Source organism: Novosphingobium sp. SG919 (assembly GCF_012932495.1).
In the GTDB taxonomy this organism is placed as follows: Bacteria; Pseudomonadota; Alphaproteobacteria; order Sphingomonadales; family Sphingomonadaceae; genus Novosphingobium; species Novosphingobium rhizosphaerae.
Genome location: NZ_JABCNG010000004.1, coordinates 378,809 through 394,201, shown reverse-complemented (window position 1 = coordinate 394,201; position 15,393 = coordinate 378,809). Strand labels below are relative to the sequence as shown.

General features: G+C 65.9%; 15 protein-coding genes and 1 riboswitch. Of the genes, 8 read left to right on the top strand and 7 right to left on the bottom strand.

Features of this window, described 5'->3' with window-relative positions; genetic code table 11:
• Window positions 1-4: 4 nt before the first annotated feature.
• Window positions 5-2,074 carry a glycoside hydrolase family 97 protein gene (locus FHT19_RS17335; RefSeq protein WP_169476079.1) on the top strand — a complete coding sequence of 690 codons (2,070 nt, stop codon included), beginning with the start codon at window positions 5-7 and terminating at the stop codon, window positions 2,072-2,074.
• A gap of 125 nt (window positions 2,075-2,199) precedes the next feature.
• Complete coding sequence (locus tag FHT19_RS17330; protein ID WP_169476077.1) at window positions 2,200-2,598, top strand: hypothetical protein; 399 nt, start codon at window positions 2,200-2,202, stop codon at window positions 2,596-2,598.
• Window positions 2,599-2,920: 322 nt separating this feature from the next.
• Here FHT19_RS17330 and FHT19_RS17325 read toward each other — a convergent pair whose 3' ends face one another.
• Window positions 2,921-3,364: a c-type cytochrome gene (locus FHT19_RS17325; RefSeq protein WP_248290528.1), complete on the bottom strand. Its 444-nt coding sequence runs from the start codon at window positions 3,362-3,364 to the stop codon at window positions 2,921-2,923.
• Window positions 3,365-3,507: 143 nt separating this feature from the next.
• Window positions 3,508-4,485, bottom strand: a complete 978-nt coding sequence (locus FHT19_RS17320) for a GAF domain-containing protein (protein ID WP_168556889.1) — start codon at window positions 4,483-4,485, stop codon at window positions 3,508-3,510.
• Window positions 4,486-4,710: 225 nt separating this feature from the next.
• Here FHT19_RS17320 and FHT19_RS17315 point away from each other — a divergent pair, with 225 nt between their 5' ends.
• Window positions 4,711-5,760 carry an aldo/keto reductase gene (locus FHT19_RS17315; RefSeq protein ID WP_168556888.1) on the top strand — a complete coding sequence of 350 codons (1,050 nt, stop codon included), beginning with the start codon at window positions 4,711-4,713 and terminating at the stop codon, window positions 5,758-5,760.
• Between the two features lie 197 nt (window positions 5,761-5,957).
• On the opposite strand, the gene FHT19_RS17310 is transcribed toward FHT19_RS17315, so the two are convergent.
• Together FHT19_RS17310 and queF are read right to left on the bottom strand one after the other, a co-directional pair.
• Window positions 5,958-6,140 carry a Flp family type IVb pilin gene (locus FHT19_RS17310; protein ID WP_168556887.1) on the bottom strand — a complete coding sequence of 61 codons (183 nt, stop codon included), beginning with the start codon at window positions 6,138-6,140 and terminating at the stop codon, window positions 5,958-5,960.
• A gap of 224 nt (window positions 6,141-6,364) precedes the next feature.
• Entirely contained in the window at window positions 6,365-6,829 is a 465-nt protein-coding gene (gene queF / locus FHT19_RS17305) for a preQ(1) synthase (protein WP_168556886.1), read from the bottom strand.
• Window positions 6,830-7,021: 192 nt separating this feature from the next.
• Between queF and FHT19_RS17300 the strand changes: the two genes are divergently transcribed.
• From FHT19_RS17300 to FHT19_RS17285, 4 genes are all read left to right on the top strand, one after another.
• A complete protein-coding gene (locus tag FHT19_RS17300) occupies window positions 7,022-8,278 on the top strand; it encodes a hypothetical protein (RefSeq protein WP_169476075.1) in 1,257 nt (418 codons plus the stop codon).
• A gap of 120 nt (window positions 8,279-8,398) precedes the next feature.
• Window positions 8,399-9,256: a 3-mercaptopyruvate sulfurtransferase gene (gene sseA, locus FHT19_RS17295; RefSeq protein WP_168556884.1), complete on the top strand. Its 858-nt coding sequence runs from the start codon at window positions 8,399-8,401 to the stop codon at window positions 9,254-9,256.
• 53 nt (window positions 9,257-9,309) lie between these two features.
• Window positions 9,310-10,557, top strand: coding sequence for a cystathionine beta-lyase (gene metC, locus FHT19_RS17290; RefSeq protein WP_169476073.1), 1,248 nt, complete (start codon window positions 9,310-9,312; stop codon window positions 10,555-10,557).
• On the top strand, window positions 10,554-11,501 hold the full coding sequence (locus tag FHT19_RS17285; RefSeq protein WP_169476071.1) for a mechanosensitive ion channel domain-containing protein: 948 nt from the start codon (window positions 10,554-10,556) through the stop codon (window positions 11,499-11,501). The genes metC and FHT19_RS17285 overlap by 4 nt, the downstream gene beginning before the upstream one ends.
• Here FHT19_RS17285 and FHT19_RS17280 read toward each other — a convergent pair.
• The 3 genes from FHT19_RS17280 to FHT19_RS17270 form a co-directional block, all read right to left on the bottom strand.
• Window positions 11,469-12,749: a chloride channel protein gene (locus FHT19_RS17280; protein WP_248290527.1), complete on the bottom strand. Its 1,281-nt coding sequence runs from the start codon at window positions 12,747-12,749 to the stop codon at window positions 11,469-11,471. The two genes, FHT19_RS17285 and FHT19_RS17280, sit on opposite strands and share 33 nt — an antisense overlap.
• A gap of 81 nt (window positions 12,750-12,830) precedes the next feature.
• Window positions 12,831-12,919: riboswitch (Fluoride riboswitch) on the bottom strand.
• Between the two features lie 135 nt (window positions 12,920-13,054).
• Window positions 13,055-13,297 carry a hypothetical protein gene (locus FHT19_RS17275; protein WP_168556880.1) on the bottom strand — a complete coding sequence of 81 codons (243 nt, stop codon included), beginning with the start codon at window positions 13,295-13,297 and terminating at the stop codon, window positions 13,055-13,057.
• A gap of 119 nt (window positions 13,298-13,416) precedes the next feature.
• The gene (locus FHT19_RS17270; RefSeq protein WP_169476067.1) at window positions 13,417-14,286 is read right to left on the bottom strand and encodes a GGDEF domain-containing protein; all 870 of its coding nucleotides are present in this window, start codon (window positions 14,284-14,286) and stop codon (window positions 13,417-13,419) included.
• A gap of 319 nt (window positions 14,287-14,605) precedes the next feature.
• Here FHT19_RS17270 and cobA point away from each other — a divergent pair, with 319 nt between their 5' ends.
• On the top strand, window positions 14,606-15,373 hold the full coding sequence (gene cobA / locus FHT19_RS17265; protein WP_168556878.1) for a uroporphyrinogen-III C-methyltransferase: 768 nt from the start codon (window positions 14,606-14,608) through the stop codon (window positions 15,371-15,373).
• The last annotated feature ends 20 nt before the right edge of the window (window positions 15,374-15,393 follow it).

Here is a 15,393-nt window from a genome sequence, read left to right as displayed (position 1 = left end):
CCCCATGTCCGTTCTGACCCGTCTTGCAGCGCCGCTGGCGCTGACGCTGGCTTGCGCCCCGCTTCCGGCGCTGGCCCAGGCCGCTGCCCCGGCCGATGCGCCGGTCACTGCCGCCTCCCCCGATGGCAGCCTGGTGTTGACCGTGGCGATCGATGGCGATGGCCGCCCCACCTACAGCCTGTCGCGCAAGGGCAAGCTGCTGATCGGCGCCTCCTCGCTCGGCTTCATCCTCACCGATGGCCCCACCATGGTGCGCGGCAACCACATCGTGGGCAGCGAAAGCGCCAAGCCTGCCGCCACCACCTGGGAGCAACCCTGGGGCGAGCGCCGCTTCGTCACCGACAACCACACCGAATTGCTGGTCAAGTTCAAGCAGGTTCCCGAATGGGGCGGGCGCGAAATGAACGTGCGCTTCCGCCTGTTCAACGATGGTTTCGGGCTGCGCTATGAACTGCCCACGCAAGCCGCGATGACGACGATGAAGATCGCCGACGAACTCACCGAGTTCAACCTGGCGCAGAACGGCACGGCCTGGTGGATTCCCGGCGGCGAATGGAACCGCTACGAGCAGGTCTATCAAAAGACCCCGATCGACGGCGTTTCCACCGCGCACACGCCGATCACCATGAAGCTGGCCGATGGCACGCACCTCGCGTTCCACGAAGCCGCGCTGGTCGATTATTCGGCCATGTGGTTCAAGCGGATCGACGGCACGAGCTTCCGCTCCACCCTCTCGCCCAATCCGGGCGGGCCGAAAGTCACGCGCGATCTGCCGTTCAACACCCCCTGGCGCACGATCCGCATTGCCGACAACGCCGCCGGCCTGGTCGAAAACGACCTGGAGCTGAACCTCAACGAGCCCAACAAGCTGGGCGATGTCAGCTGGGTCAAGCCGATGAAATACATCGGCATCTGGTGGGGCATGATCCGGGGCGACTGGACCTGGGCCGAAGGCCCGAACCACGGCGCCACCACCGCCCGCACCAAGCAATACATCGACTTTGCCGCCAAGAACGGCTTCGGCGGCGTGCTGGTGGAAGGCTGGGACAAGGGCTGGAACGGCAACTGGTTCGGCAACGGCAAGGATTTCAGCTATACCCAGGCCACGCCCGATTTCGACATCAAGGCCGTCACCGACTATGCCCGCAAGAAGGGCGTGGAACTGATCGGCCACCACGAAACCGGCGGCAATATCGCCAATTACGAAGCCCAGCTCGATGACGCGATGAAGCTCTATGCCGCGCTCGGCGTCCATTCGGTCAAGACCGGCTATGTCGCGGACGCCGGTGGCATCCTCGCCCCCGGTGCCACGCCGGGCACTTATGCCATGGCCTATCATGATGGCCAGCGGCAGGTGGAACACCATCTGAAAGTGGTGGAAACGGCGGCCAAGTATCACATCGCCATCGACGCCCACGAACCGGTCAAGGACACCGGCCTGCGCCGCACCTATCCCAACTGGATCGACCGCGAAGGCGCGCGCGGCATGGAATACAACGCCTGGGGGCAGTTCGCCAACGGGCCGAGCCATGAACCCACGCTGGTCTATACCCGCATGCTTTCCGGCCCGATGGACTTCACGCCGGGCGTGCTCAGCCTCGAAGGCGCCAAGCACGCCCCGCTCGCCTCCACGCTGGCCAAGCAGCTGGGCCTTTACCTCGCGATCTATTCGCCGATCCAGATGGCCGCCGATTTCATCGAAACGCTGGCCGCCCATCCCAAGGAACTGGCCTTCATCCGCCAGGTGCCGGCCGACTGGTCGGAAAGCCACCTGATCGCGGGCGAAGTGGGCGAATACGCCATCTTCGCGCGCAAGGACCGCAAGAGCGACGACTGGTACGCCGGCGGCGTCAACGATGCCACCGCCCGCACCGTGACGCTCTCCTTCGACATGCTCGACCCCGGCAAGACCTACACCGCCACGATCTACAAGGACGGCGAAGGCGCGACGTACGAAACCGACGCCCGCCACAAAATCGCCTACGATACCAAAACGCTGAAAAAGGGCGACACCCTCACCCTCTGGCTGGCCCCCGGCGGCGGCACCGCCATCCGCCTCCACCCCACCAAGTAACCACCAAACAAGGCCCTCTCCCCTTCAGGGGAGAGGGTTGGGTGTGGGGGACGAGTGGCGCGAGGGGAGGACAGATTCGCGTGTTTGTGCTGGGAAACGGACGAGCTTCCAATTAGATTATCTCCATGCGCACTCACCTCGAATTCCGATCTAGGGAACTACTTGAAGAGCATGACACGCCCGATCTGCCGCAGGGCAGGAAGGTAGCAGAACTATTGCGCAACATGTTGCCGAGTGCCGGGTTCGAGATCGATGAACTCATTCCGGAGGATTGGGGATGGTGTGTCAGATTGCGCCACGATGAGTTCCCATTGTGGATAGGGTGTGGCTTTTACCCTGAATATGACGACTGCTTGCTGTGCTTTATCGAGCCATCAAAGCCATTTGTGCGGCGATGGCTCAAACGGATTCCCACCACTCAACTAGTTGATCGCCTAGCGACAGCTCTCGAAGCTATCCTGCTTGAAACCAAAGGCGTCCAAGCTTTACGCTGGTGGCCAGAATCCGAAGTAAATCGTGGATAAACATCTAAAACTAGGTAGTTATTTGCACCACCCGCAAGCTCTACAGGTCTCAGAATACCCCCTGTTAGAAATTCAACGTCCTTTCCGAAAAATTTCAAATGGGGATAAAAATTTACATAAACTCAATATTTTTCTCTCTTATGTCTACGTGTGAAGTTAACTTCACTACACCGAGTAATACGGGGCACTGTAATCCTCACTAATCGCCTCACCCTGAACTTTTTTCAGGGTCCAGGCTTCCGCCTCACACCATGATCATAAGGTATAGTTAGGATTCAAGCGGGACCCCGGATCAAGTCGAGGGTGACGACGCAGCGGTCGATCAGCGCCCCTGCGACCGCAAATAGGCAATCACATCCGCCCGGTTGAGCGGGTCGGAAATCCCCCCAAACATCATCGCCGTGCGCGGCACCACCGCCTGGGGATTTTTCAACCAGGCATCGAGCGTCGCATCGTCCCATTTGCCGCCGGCATCGCGCAGCGCGGCGGAATAGCCGAAAGCGGGGCGGTTGCGGCCCATGGGCTGGCCATAGGCGCCGTGCAGGTTCGGCCCGGCCATGTCCGGGCCGCCGGCATCGAAGGTGTGGCAGGCCTTGCACGAGGCGGCCTTGCGATCCCCGATCTGCGGATCGGCCACGCGCATCAGCGCGGCGAGCGAGGGGTTGGGACCGGCCTTGGCCAGCCGCGCATCGTGGGTCTTGTCTCCGCCGCAGGCAGACAGCGAAAGCCCGGCAAGGGCGGCGATCATCAGGCGTGAGGAGATCATGCGCCGGGCCTATGCCGCCGCATGCCCACGCGCGATATGGCATTTTGTCCCGCCGCGCCCAGTTGCACATTTTGCATTGCGCCCATCACACCGGCAAAAAAATTTGCTTCGGGCCGCGCAAATGGCGGCCGCGCCGGCGCGAATCAGTGCCGCAGCGACAGCCCCACCCGCTCCATCCGACGGTAGAACGTGGCGCGGCCGATGCCGAGCAGGCGCGCCGCGCTGCTGACGTTGCCGCCCGCGCGGGCCAGGGCCTGGCGCAGCACGGCGCGTTCGCCATCGCCGAAGCAGGCTGGCTGGCCATCGCCCAGGAACTCTCCCAAGGGGCGCGGGCTGATCGCCGTGCCCGAACCCAGGCGGAAATGCTGGCGCGCGGCGCGCGTGGCGCCGATTACCAGGTCGTCACGGTCCACCGCCAGCAGGGCATGGCCGCGCGCGGCCGGATCGGTGCCGGCCAGCACGATGCGCGCATCGGCATAGCGGCGGCAGAACAAGTCGCGCTCGATATGCCGGGCCGCGTCCTGCACCAGCGCGGCGATCAAGGCGGCCATGGCGCGATCATGGTCCCCCCGCGCGGACGAGATGTCGAGCGCGGCGACCAGGCGCCCCTCGGCGTCGAAAATCGGCGCATCCATGCAACTTACGCCCACGTTGCGGCTGGCAAAGTGCTCGTCACGGTGGATGGTCACCGCGCGTCCTTCGACCAGGCACGTGCCGATGCCATTGGTGCCTTGCGCCGCCTCTGCCCAGGACGCGCCCGGCGCCAGGCCCATATCCTCGAACGGGGCGGCATCGGCATCGCCGGCGCGCCAATCCAGCACCACGCCGCCGGTATCGGCGATCATCACGCAGGCCCCGGCCAGCCCCACGCTGCCGAACAGCCGATCGAGCACGGGCGCGGCCACGGCCAGCAATTCGCCGTTGGCGGCGCGCAAGGCGTTGAGTTCGGTCCCACTCAGCCGCTCTGCCGCAGCATCTGGCGCGGCCGGGTCCAGCCCGTGATGCAGGGCCGAGCGGCACCACGACGCCGCCACCGCCGAAACCGCCGCGCGCGAGGAATGCACCGCGCTGAGCACGCGGGCGGCATGATCGGGATCGGACACGGGATGCAAAACGGCCATCGGCACTGCCTCTCCATCGGCTGGGCTGCATGATTGCGATGCGGGCCTGCGCCGGCGCTTGTGCGGCACGGCCCCCTTTGCGGCGGGTTTATCTGGCTCCATCATTTCCATTTGCAAGGCATTTCAACCCTTGCCCATTGGCCTTTCGGCCGATGAGAAATCCTCATGTGCTTTTCCGCAATTCCCCGGCAAAGAAGGCGCGGCACCCAACGATGGAGCATTGTCTTGCAAACCCGCAAACTTGGCACGACCGGTCTTGATGTCAGCCTGATCTGCCTGGGCACGATGACCTACGGCTCGCAGAACACGGAAAGCGAAGCCCACGCCCAACTTGACTACGCCGTCGATCACGGCGTCAATTTCATCGACACCGCCGAAGCCTATCCCGTCACGCCGTTTCACAACGACACCATCGGCCGCACCGAGGAATATATCGGCACCTGGCTGGCCCAGCCGGGCAAGCGCGACAAGGTGATCCTGGCCACCAAGGTGGCCGGCCCCGCGCGCGACATGGTGCGCAAGTTCCGCGGCGGCGACAACAAGCTGGACCGGCGCAACATCCTTGCCGCGATCGACGGCAGCCTGGCCCGCCTGCGCACCGACTATGTCGACCTTTACCAGGTGCATTGGCCCGAACGCCACGTGCCGATGTTCGGCGCGCGCGGCCTTGCCCATGTGCAAGACCGCGAAGACCTGACCCCGCTTGAGGAAACGCTCGATACGCTGGGCGAACTGGTCAAGGCCGGCAAGGTGCGCCACGTGGGCGTATCCAACGAAACGCCCTGGGGCGTGGGCGAATACCTGCGCCTTTCCCGCGACAAGGGCCTGCCGCGCATCGCCTCGATCCAGAATGCCTACAACCTGGTCAATCGCCTGTTTGAAAACGGCCTGGCCGAAGTGGCCTTGCGCGAAAGCGTGCCGCTGCTGGCCTATTCGCCGCTGGGCGCCGGCAACCTGACCGGCAAGTATCTGGGTGGGGTCATCCCCAAGGGTTCGCGCCGCGACGTGGCCAACCAGTTCACCCGCTACAACACGCCCAACGCCAACGATGCGATCGCGCGCTATGTCGCTATCGCGCACGCCTTTGGCCTGGATCCGGCCACCCTGGCGCTAGCTTATGTCAACAGCCGCCCGTTCGTGGCGGCCAACATCATCGGCGCCACCACGCCGGAACAGTTATCGCTGGCCATTGCCAGCGCCGACGTGACACTGCCGCCCGAAGCGCTGGCCGCGATCGAGGCGGTCCACGCCGTGCTGCCCGATCCCTGCCCGTGATCGCTGCTGGAATTCCGGCGGAACCGGAATTCCAGGTTGGGGCACCAACCCGCACAAAAAGAAAGGGAGCCATTGCTGGCTCCCTTTCCCTCTACCGTGGATGGCCCACGCCCCGATCCGCACGGATCGTCGCAGGCCCTGGGACAGCCCAGGCCAGCGCATCGGCGCGGCCTGGGCCATCAAGCCAGGATCAGGCCTTAGAGGTGGCCGTCCTGCGCGTTGTTCATGTCGTTCGACACGAGGTTGAAGGTGCCCGAGAGCGAGTTGCCCAGCGCGCCCATGGCGGTGATGGCGGCAACGGCGATGAGAGCAGCGATCAGGCCGTATTCGATGGCGGTGGCGCCTTCGGTGTCCTTGATGAGCTTGCGGAAGAAGGTCATGTCCAAGTCTCCTGTTTGAGTAACCCCGCCGCTCTTTTGGCAAAATCCCCCTAACCAATGGTAAATGCCCTAAGGAATTTCACAGGGATGCTGCGTTGCAACACCCTATCCCCGGCGCAACTCGTGGTTAATCTTTTGCAACCAATCCGGCGGGCGCCAGCACCCAAGACAAAGGGGGCAAACTGCCCCCTTTGTCCAAATCGATACGAAATCAGGAAATTTGCTCAACCGCGGCCCCGATAGCCGGGCACGCCCTGGTCGGGCAGCCACAGGCCGGCGGGCGGCGTAGCCGATTGCCAGAACACGTCGATGGGAATGCCCCCGCGCGGATACCAATAGCCCCCGATTCGCAGCCATTGCGGCTTCATTTCATCGAACAGCCGCTGGCCAATGCCCACGGTCACGTCTTCGTGAAAGCCGTTGTGGTTGCGGAACGAGCCCAGGAACAGCTTGAGCGACTTGGATTCGACGATGGTCTCGCCCGGTGCATAGTCGATCACCAGGTGGGCAAAATCGGGCTGGCCGGTCACCGGGCACAGCGAGGTGAATTCCGGCGCGGCAAAGCGCACCAGATAGAGCGAGCCCACGCGCGGGTTGGGCACATAGTCCAGCACCGCTTCTTCGGGCGAAGCGGGCAAGGCGCTGTTCTGCCCCAGGTGCAGCGGAGCCGGGTGATGGGGGTCTGACATGACGGGGGAGTCCTTTCTCTTGGGCCGCGCCATGCACCGAAACCCGCGTGCCAGGCAAGCCGGCGGCTTGCGCCTGCCCATTCAGGCACTATTCAACGCCCTCCGGCCGTATCCGGCCAGAGAGGGCGCGGCAACGGCCCGATCATGCCATAGAGGCGACACATCTTGAGACGAGGCAGTTCAGGCCAGGCCATGCGCGGCATTTCCATCCTTCTTGCATCGACCCGCACCCTGCTGGTCACTGGTACTCTGCTGGCCATGCCGGCCATGGCATCGGCGCAGACCGCTTCGCAGGCCACCCCGCAGGCGGCACCCACGCAGCCCATCGTCTCGGCAGTGCCTACGCCGTCGCTGCCCACGCTCAATTCGCCGACGCCAGCCCCGGCGATCAAGCCGTCAGCACCTGCCGCGTCCACGCTCGTGCCGCTGCCCCAGGCGGGCACCCCGGCTGTGGTGCTGCCCCAAGGCACGCCAAACCGCACCGCGCCCACGCGCCGCCCGGCGGCGCAGCCCAAGCCGCCCGCGCCCGCGCCCGCAGCCGTGACCACACCCGCTGCATCGGCAACGCCCGCGCCGGAAACGACGCCAACGCCAAGCCTATCGCCTGTGCCCGAGCCATCACCCAGCGCCGCGCCGGAAGCGGCCACCGACACCCCGGCGCCCGAAACCAGCGCAACGCCCGCCCCGCTTGTCCCCGCCACCACCAGCGATGGCGCCACCACGGCATGGTGGCCCTGGGCCGCCGGCCTTGGCGCGCTTGCCGTGATCATCGCCGTGCTGGCGCTGCGCCGCCGCCGCGCCACCACGGTGCAAGCGCAGCCCACGCCCGCCCCGGTGCCGGCGCCCCGGCCGGCACCCAAGCCCCCCGTGCCCAAGCCCGCGCCCACCCCTTCACCGGCCCCGCAACCCCTGCCCGTATCGCCGCAGGCCGATCAGGCCGCACCAGGTCTTGAACTGGCCCTCTTGGCCGATCGGCTGAGTGCCACGCTGGTCAACGCCACGCTGTCCTGCCGGCTCGTGCTGACCAACCATGGCGCCGCGCCGCTGATCGACCTTGCGCTGTCGGGAGACATGACCTCGGCCCATGCCTCGCGCCCGATGGACGAACAGCTGGGCCTGGCCGGGCCCGAATTGCCGCCACTGCGCCTGGTGGAACAACTGGCACCGGGCGAAAGCGTTACCGTCGCTGCGGAAATGCGCCTGCCGCTGTCATCCATCCTGACGATTCGCGCTGGCGCGGCGCAATTGTTCGTGCCGATCGTGCGCGCCAGCGTTTGGGCGACCAAGGCCGACGATGGCGGCGCGCAGCACGCCCACGGTGCGTTCCTGGTGGGCCAACCCGCCGCCCCAGGCGATCAGGCGGCGCGGCTGCAACCTTTCCGCCTGGACCAGGGTCCACGCGTGTTCGACGCGCTCGACCAGCGCGCGATGCCGCTGCCGGCGTTGTAATGCCGAAACGGCACACGTCGATTGGCCATTTTTGCAATCGACGCCACCGCGCTTGGGCTTTAAGTTCGGTCACCAAAATGAACCCGCGCCAGACGGGTCGCACGCAGGCAGGAGAAATTCATGGAACCGCTGGTCTCCACCCAATGGCTCGCCAACGAGATGGGTGCGAGCGATCTGCGCATCGTTGATGCCAGTTGCTTTTTGCCCGAACACCGGCGCGATCCCGCGCTGGAATATGAAGCGTGCCATATTCCCGGCACGGTCTTCATGGATCTGGGCAACCTGGTAGACAGCGCCACCGGCCTGCCCAACACGCTGCCACCGGCGGAAAAATTCGCCAGCCGGATGCAAAGCCTGGGCCTGGGCGACGGCAGCCGGATCGTGCTTTACGATGACAGCCCGATCAAGTCGTCGACCCGCGCGTGGTTCCTGCTCACGCTGTTCGGCGCGCAGAACGTGGCCTTGCTCGATGGCGGGATCGCCAAGTGGAAAGCCGAAGGGCGGCCCTGTGCCCAAGGGCGCGAAACCCTGCGCCACCGCCATTTCACCGCCTGGAGCGACCTGCGTGCGCTGCGTTCCAAGGACCAGGTCATGGCCAACCTGGCCAGCCATGCCGAACAACTGGTCGATGCGCGCGGCGCCGGGCGCTTTACCGGCGAGGTCAAGGAAACCAACCCTGCGCTGGCCAGCGGCCACATCCCGGGCGCGCGCAACGTGCCTTATGCCAGCCTGTTTGCCCCCGATGGCACCTGGAAAAAGCCCGAAGGCCTGCGCGCCGCCTTTGCCGATGCCGGGGTTGATCTCGGCCGGCCGGTCATCGCCAGCTGCGGTTCGGGAATGACGGCCAATGTCGTGATCTTTGCCCTGCACCTGCTCGGCAAAAGCGACGTTGCACTTTACGATGGCAGCTGGAGCGAATGGGGCGCCGATCCCGCCACCCCCAAGGAAACCGGCCCGGCCACCTGCCTGGTAGATTGACGCAGCGGTATGCAGGCTTTCGGATCGAGCGCAACTGTGCTTTGCACACGGGCATGACTGCCCCTTCCGACACGCCGCCGCAAGACAGGCCGCTTCAAACCGCCACCCGAATCGTTGCCGCTGGCCGCCGTCCGGAATGGACCGGCACGGCCGGCCATCCCGGCGCCGTCGTCAACCCGCCGGTCTGGCGCGCGAGCACGCACCTTTACCCGGACATGGCCGCGCTGCGCAGCCATCCCGGCAATGCCGACGGGCATTTCTATTACGGCCGGCGCGGCGCGCCCACGCAATGGGCGCTTGCCGAAGCGCTGACCGAACTGGAACCGGGCGCGCAAGACGGCGGCACCGTGCTTTACCCCTCCGGCGTCAGCGCGATTGCCGGCGCGCTGCTCACCGTGCTGCGTCCCGGCGACACCCTGCTGCTCACCGACAATGCCTATGAACCCAGCCGCGCCATGGCGCGTGGGCTGCTGGCCGATTTCGGGGTGAAGACGATCTGGTTCGATCCGATGGACACCACAGCGTTCACCGCGCTGTGCCCCGGCGCTGCAGCCGTGCTGCTGGAAGCGCCGGGCAGCCTGACGATGGAAGTGCCCGACATGCCCGCCCTGATCGGCGCGGCCAAGGCGCAGGGCCTCACCGTCCTGGTGGACAACACCTGGGCTTCGCCTCTCGGCTTTGCCCCGCTGACCCATGGCGCCGATATCAGCATTGCATCGCTGACCAAGCACGTCAGCGGCCATTCCGACGTGGTTATGGGCAGCGCCACCGCCGCGGCCCCCTGGTATGGCAAGCTGCGGCTGCGCAGCCAGAACCTGGGCCTGGTGGTTTCGCCCGACGATGCGGCGATGATGCTGCGCGGCCTGCGCACCATGGGCCTGCGGCTGGAAGCGGCAACGGCGGGTGCGCTCAGCGTGGCGCAATGGCTGGCCACGCGGCCCGAAGTGGCGCGCGTGCTGTGCCCGATGCTGCCGGGATCGCCGGGCCATGAATATTGGCGGCGCGATTTCACCGGCGGGTGCGGCCTGTTCAGCTTCGTGCTCAAGGGCGGCACGGCCAAGGCGCGCGATGCCCTGATCGATGCGCTCACCTTGTTCGGCATCGGCTACAGCTTTGGCGGGTTCGAAAGCCTGGCCACCCCGGTCGATCCCGCGGCGATCCGCACGGCCAGCCCCTGGCCGCGTCCCGACATGGACAGCGCAGATCGCTTTGGCGTGCGCCTGGCCATCGGTCTGGAAGACGCGGGCGACCTGATCGCCGATCTGGAACAGGCCCTGGCCGCCTGGGCTGCCGCACAATGAGCTGGATGAGCCGCAAGGCGCACCACCAGGTAAACGATTTCCTCCAGTCGCTCGACGATCTGGGCTTCGATATCGGCCATTACCACATCTCGGTGTTCAACGCCGCCAAGATGGTGCTGGTGGTCGTGGCCATGTTCATGCTCGCCCGCCTGGGCAGCAAGCTGGCGCGCTATTTCTTTGCCCGCGCCACCAGTCTCGATTCCACCCAGCAGGTGCTGGGGGAAAAGATCGTCTCGCTCATGGTCTGGGCGTTGGCGTTCTTCATGGGCATCGACCTGCTCGGCATCAATTTTACAGCGCTCACGGTCTTTTCCGGCGCCTTTGGCCTCGCCATCGGCTTTGGCCTGCAAAAGACCTTCGGCAACCTGATTGCCGGGCTGATCCTGTTGATGGACCGTTCGATCAAGCCCGGTGACGTGATCGCCATCAACGATGGCAAGGGCAACACCGTGGGCCAGGTGCGCAAGATCGGCATCCGGGCGGTTTCGGTGGCCACGCGCGATCATCGTGAATACCTGATTCCCAACGAAATCCTGATGACGACCCAGGTCGAAAACTGGTCGTACTCCAACACCCAGATCGTGCTGACCATCCCGATCAGCGTGGCCTATGGCACCGATATCGACCTGGCCGAAAAACTGATGCTGGAGGCCGCCCGCGCCGCGCCGCGCGTGCTGGCCGAACCGGGGCCATCGGTCGTGGTCACGGCGCTCGGCGTCAACGGGATCGAGATGGCGATCTATGTGACGATCGAAGATCCCGAAGAAGGCACGGCCAACGTGCGCAGCCAGGTGTTGCGCGCGTTGTGGCGACTGTTCCAGCAGCACAACGTGGAAGTGCCCTTTCCGCAATCGGACGTGCGCCTGCGCGATACCGCCGCGCTGCGGGCATTGCTTGAACCGGCGCCGTCGTCACAGCCAGACGCGGCGCACGGCCCGCAGTGATGCGCCGCCGCTGCGACGTGGCCACTTGGGCCGGGCGATCCGCTGCGAAAGATAGATGCCGCCGTGGCCCGAGGCGAGATAGGCGCTGACGCAAGACACGATCAGCGCCGGCGCCGCATCGATGCCGAACAGTTCCAGCCCCATCACCGCGCAGGCGACCGGGGTATTCGCCGCCGCGCCGAACAGCGCGATCATGCCCATCGCGGCCATCAACGGCACCGGCAGCCCAACCACGGGCGCCAGGGCGGAACCAAGCCCTGCACCGATGAAGAACAGCGGCGTCACTTCGCCGCCCTTGAACCCGGCGCTCAAGGTCGCCACGGTAAAGACCAGCTTGATCAGCCAGCTCCAGCGATCGGGCGGCGCCAGGAAGAAACCCGGCAGGGTCGGTGCACCCGGATGGGCCGAGAGCACGCCAAGGCCAAGATAGTCCTGCGTGCCGAACGCAAAGGTCAGGCCAATCACCAGAGCCCCGCCGATTGCCGGGCGCCAGAGCGGATTGGCCACAAAGCGCTTGTACAGGTCAGCAAAACCATGGTTCGCCTCGGCAAACAGGCGCGCCACGGCGCCGCTGACCACGCCCACCAGTGCGGCCTTGGCCAAGAGCGTGGCAAAGCCGGCCAGATTGGCCAGCGGCTCGGTCAGCGGCAAATCGACGTGTGGATAGGGTGTGTGATGCGCGCCCCACAGGCGGCAGGCGAAATCGCCGGCCAGCGCCGCCGCCAGGCACGGCACCAGCGCGGCCAGGTCCAACCCGCCGAGCGCCAGCACCTCGATCGCGAACACCGCACCGGCCAGCGGGGTGCCGAACACCGCACCAAAGCCGGCGGCCACGCCGCCCATCAACAGCAGGCGCCGCGCCTTGCCCGTCAGCGCCAGCCGATCGACCAGCCCGTGCGCCAGGCTGCCGCCCAGTTGCACCGCCGTCCCTTCGCGCCCGGCCGATCCACCGAACAGGTGCGTCGCCACCGTGCCGATCACCACCAGTGGCGCCATGGCCAGGGGCACGCCGCCGCCCGGCTCGTGAATTTCGTCCAGGATCAGGTTATTGCCGCCTTCGGCCCGCGCCCCGAACCGGCGATAGAGCCAGGCCACGCCCACCCCGCACAGCGGCAGGCCATAGAGCAGCCAGGGCGCGGCAAAGCGTGTCCGCGTGGCCGCGTCCAGCGCCCACAAAAAACCCGCGCAGGCCGTCCCCACCGCCAGGGCCATGGCAAGCAGCGCCAGCACAAAGCGAAGGCGGGTCATCAAGACGGGAGAACGGGTGAAAAATGCGCGCACGATTCCTCCTGTTGCACGGGCCGGCATGAACCATCATGGGGCCACTGGTTTCAGGTAGGAATCATCAGCCCTGGCGCCTTGCGGCGTGGCGGGCGGTTCGGCCAAAGGCCCGGCGGAAATCCATCGCCTTGGCCGCGCTATGCCCAAGGCCCGCCGTTCGGTCAAGATGGTGCAGAATGCGAGGCTGCAAGGCGCGCTGTCAACGATCCGGCCAGGCTATGACGCAGCTAGGCCGTGACAGGGGCGGCCCCCGCCCCTGCCCGCCATGGCGATCACCGATAGCGCCAGCCGCGATGCCATTCGTGATAGCGCGGCCCATAGCCATGCCAGCCACGATAATAGCCATAGCCGTAGCCATAGACCGGCCGTTCGACCACGACCGTGCGCCCCATGGCATAGCAGCGGCCGTCCCAGGCGCGATACCAGCCCGCGCCACAACCATCGCGCGCCAGCGCCGGGGCCGTTGCCGCAAGGGAAGCGACCGCAACGGCCGCTGTCAGCAGGATCTTGTTCATATCAACCTCGTCTTGCCATTGATCCAGGCGTGTTTCCTGTGCCTGGTATGGGGTTGAACGCCGCAACGCCTGCTTTCCGTCGCTTCGTTTCGTCGCGGATGATACCGGATTGGGCGAACTCAGGGCCGTGGCAACGTGGCCAGTTGCTCGTCCCGCTGGGTGGCATGGCACACCACCTGGTCGCGCCCACGATCCTTGGCGCAATAGAGCGCTTCGTCGGCGCGCAGGACGGCGGCCGCCACGTCGCCATCGGTACAGGCGCTGATCCCGGCGGAAAAGGTGATGGCCCGGCCGCCAACCTGCCCGATCGGGGCCTGGCGCATGACCTGGGCAATGCGGCCCATGATCCGGCTGGCCTCTTCCTCCACGCAACCGGGCAGGAAGACCACGAATTCCTCGCCGCCCCAGCGCGCGACCAGGTCCACCCGGCGTGTCTGGCGCGACAGCAAGGCCGCCAGCGCGCCCAGGATGCGGTCGCCCTCGTCATGGCCCAGGGTGTCGTTGACCGATTTGAAGTAATCGACGTCGAGCAGCACCACGCAGCCGCGCACCCCGTCGTTGATCAGCGTGACGATCTCATCCAGGAAACCCCGCCGGTTGAGAATGCCGGTCAGCGCATCTTCCTGCGCCGCCACCACCAGCGCCTGGATCTGTGCCCCGGTGGACACGGCGGCGCGGTGCACGCCGGCATAGAGCGACTGGATCACATCCATTGCCGGCGGCAGCGCGGGATTCTCGGCGGTGTTGAGGCTTTGCGCCAGGGCATGGATCGGATCGAGCAGCGCACCGATCCCCAGCAAGGCCATGATCGCGCCGATCACGGTGGCCAGCGTCAACAGCACGAATTCGGCCAGTTCGATGCGCCCTGTGGCAAGGCCCCAAGCGCAATAGCTGGCCAATGGCACGTGCGTGGTGACAAAGCACACCGTGAACAGCCGCAGCCGCAAGGAGCGCGGAAATATGAAAGACGTTGCGAGGTAGAAACGCATGATTGGTCCTCGGTGATCGGCCCGCCCGAGATTTATTGAACCCTGGCGCCCATGATCGGTGTGCGTAGATCAACAAATCTTTGGGGAAATTGGTTAAGTTGCGCCGGGCCAGCGGCGCGCCCAGCACCGCTGCAACCGCGCATAGCCGCCACTGCAGCGGCGCGGCGGTGCGTTAACCCATTGCCGCGAAATTGATCCTGTTCGACAAGCCGTGCTGCGGGCGCGAGCGGCCGTGCCGGGGCCGCCCTAAAGTTCGCCTAGCCCCTGCCCAATCCATTCTCGCTGGCAGGATGGCTTGGGTGGGGCCACATGCGCCACCATGACTGATCCCACACCTTGCGGAACCGTGTTCCTGGTCGGCGCCGGCCCCGGCGATCCCGATCTGCTGACCTTGCGCGCCGCGCGCCTGCTGATGAAGGCAAGGCTGGTGGTTCATGATGGCCTGGTCGATCCGGCCATCCTGGCGATGGTGCCGCGCGGTGCCCGGTTCATCTCGGTAGCCAAGCAACGCGCCCGCCACACCATGCCGCAAGAGGCGATCAACGCGCTGCTGGTGGCAGAGGCGCAAGCCGGCCACGATGTGGTGCGCCTGAAAGGCGGCGATCCCTTTATTTTCGGGCGGGGCGGGGAAGAGGCGGAAGCCTGCCATGCCGCCGGGGTGCCCGTGCAGGTGGTGCCCGGCGTCAGCGCGGCACTGGGCGCGGCGGCATCGGCGCAGATCCCCCTCACCCACCGCGAAAATGCCTCGATCGTTTCATTCGTGGCCGGGCAATGCAAGGGGCTGTCGGATCAGAACTGGGCGGGCCTGGCAGGCGTTGGCCGCACCCTGGTGATTTACATGGGCGTGGCCACGGCCGCCGCCATTGCCGAAAAGCTGATGGCCGATGGCCTGGCGCCGACCATGCCGGTGGCCGTGATCGAAAATGCCTCGCGCCCGCAGATGCGCGTGGTAAGGGGCGCGCTGGCGGGCCTGGCCGATCTGGTGGCACGCGAACATATCAAGAGCCCGGCACTGATCGTCATTGGCGAAGTGACCGCGCGGGGAGATATCATGGAATTGCAGCAGGTGGTGGAGGCCGCGCGATGAGCGACAAGATCCCGGTGACG

Coding starts and splice junctions, on each gene's coding strand:
- FHT19_RS17280 (WP_248290527.1), bottom strand. CDS start 12,749: ATGACCCGCCTTCGCTTTGTGCTGGCGCTGCTTGCCATGGCCCTGGCG.
- FHT19_RS17270 (WP_169476067.1), bottom strand. CDS start 14,286: ATGCGTTTCTACCTCGCAACGTCTTTCATATTTCCGCGCTCCTTGCGG.
- FHT19_RS17325 (WP_248290528.1), bottom strand. CDS start 3,364: ATGATCTCCTCACGCCTGATGATCGCCGCCCTTGCCGGGCTTTCGCTG.
- FHT19_RS17285 (WP_169476071.1), top strand. CDS start 10,554: ATGAGCTGGATGAGCCGCAAGGCGCACCACCAGGTAAACGATTTCCTC.
- queF (WP_168556886.1), bottom strand. CDS start 6,829: ATGTCAGACCCCCATCACCCGGCTCCGCTGCACCTGGGGCAGAACAGC.
- FHT19_RS17300 (WP_169476075.1), top strand. CDS start 7,022: ATGCGCGGCATTTCCATCCTTCTTGCATCGACCCGCACCCTGCTGGTC.
- metC (WP_169476073.1), top strand. CDS start 9,310: ATGACTGCCCCTTCCGACACGCCGCCGCAAGACAGGCCGCTTCAAACC.
- sseA (WP_168556884.1), top strand. CDS start 8,399: ATGGAACCGCTGGTCTCCACCCAATGGCTCGCCAACGAGATGGGTGCG.
- FHT19_RS17310 (WP_168556887.1), bottom strand. CDS start 6,140: ATGACCTTCTTCCGCAAGCTCATCAAGGACACCGAAGGCGCCACCGCC.
- FHT19_RS17335 (WP_169476079.1), top strand. CDS start 5: ATGTCCGTTCTGACCCGTCTTGCAGCGCCGCTGGCGCTGACGCTGGCT.
- cobA (WP_168556878.1), top strand. CDS start 14,606: ATGACTGATCCCACACCTTGCGGAACCGTGTTCCTGGTCGGCGCCGGC.
- FHT19_RS17275 (WP_168556880.1), bottom strand. CDS start 13,297: ATGAACAAGATCCTGCTGACAGCGGCCGTTGCGGTCGCTTCCCTTGCG.
- FHT19_RS17320 (WP_168556889.1), bottom strand. CDS start 4,485: ATGGCCGTTTTGCATCCCGTGTCCGATCCCGATCATGCCGCCCGCGTG.
- FHT19_RS17330 (WP_169476077.1), top strand. CDS start 2,200: ATGCGCACTCACCTCGAATTCCGATCTAGGGAACTACTTGAAGAGCAT.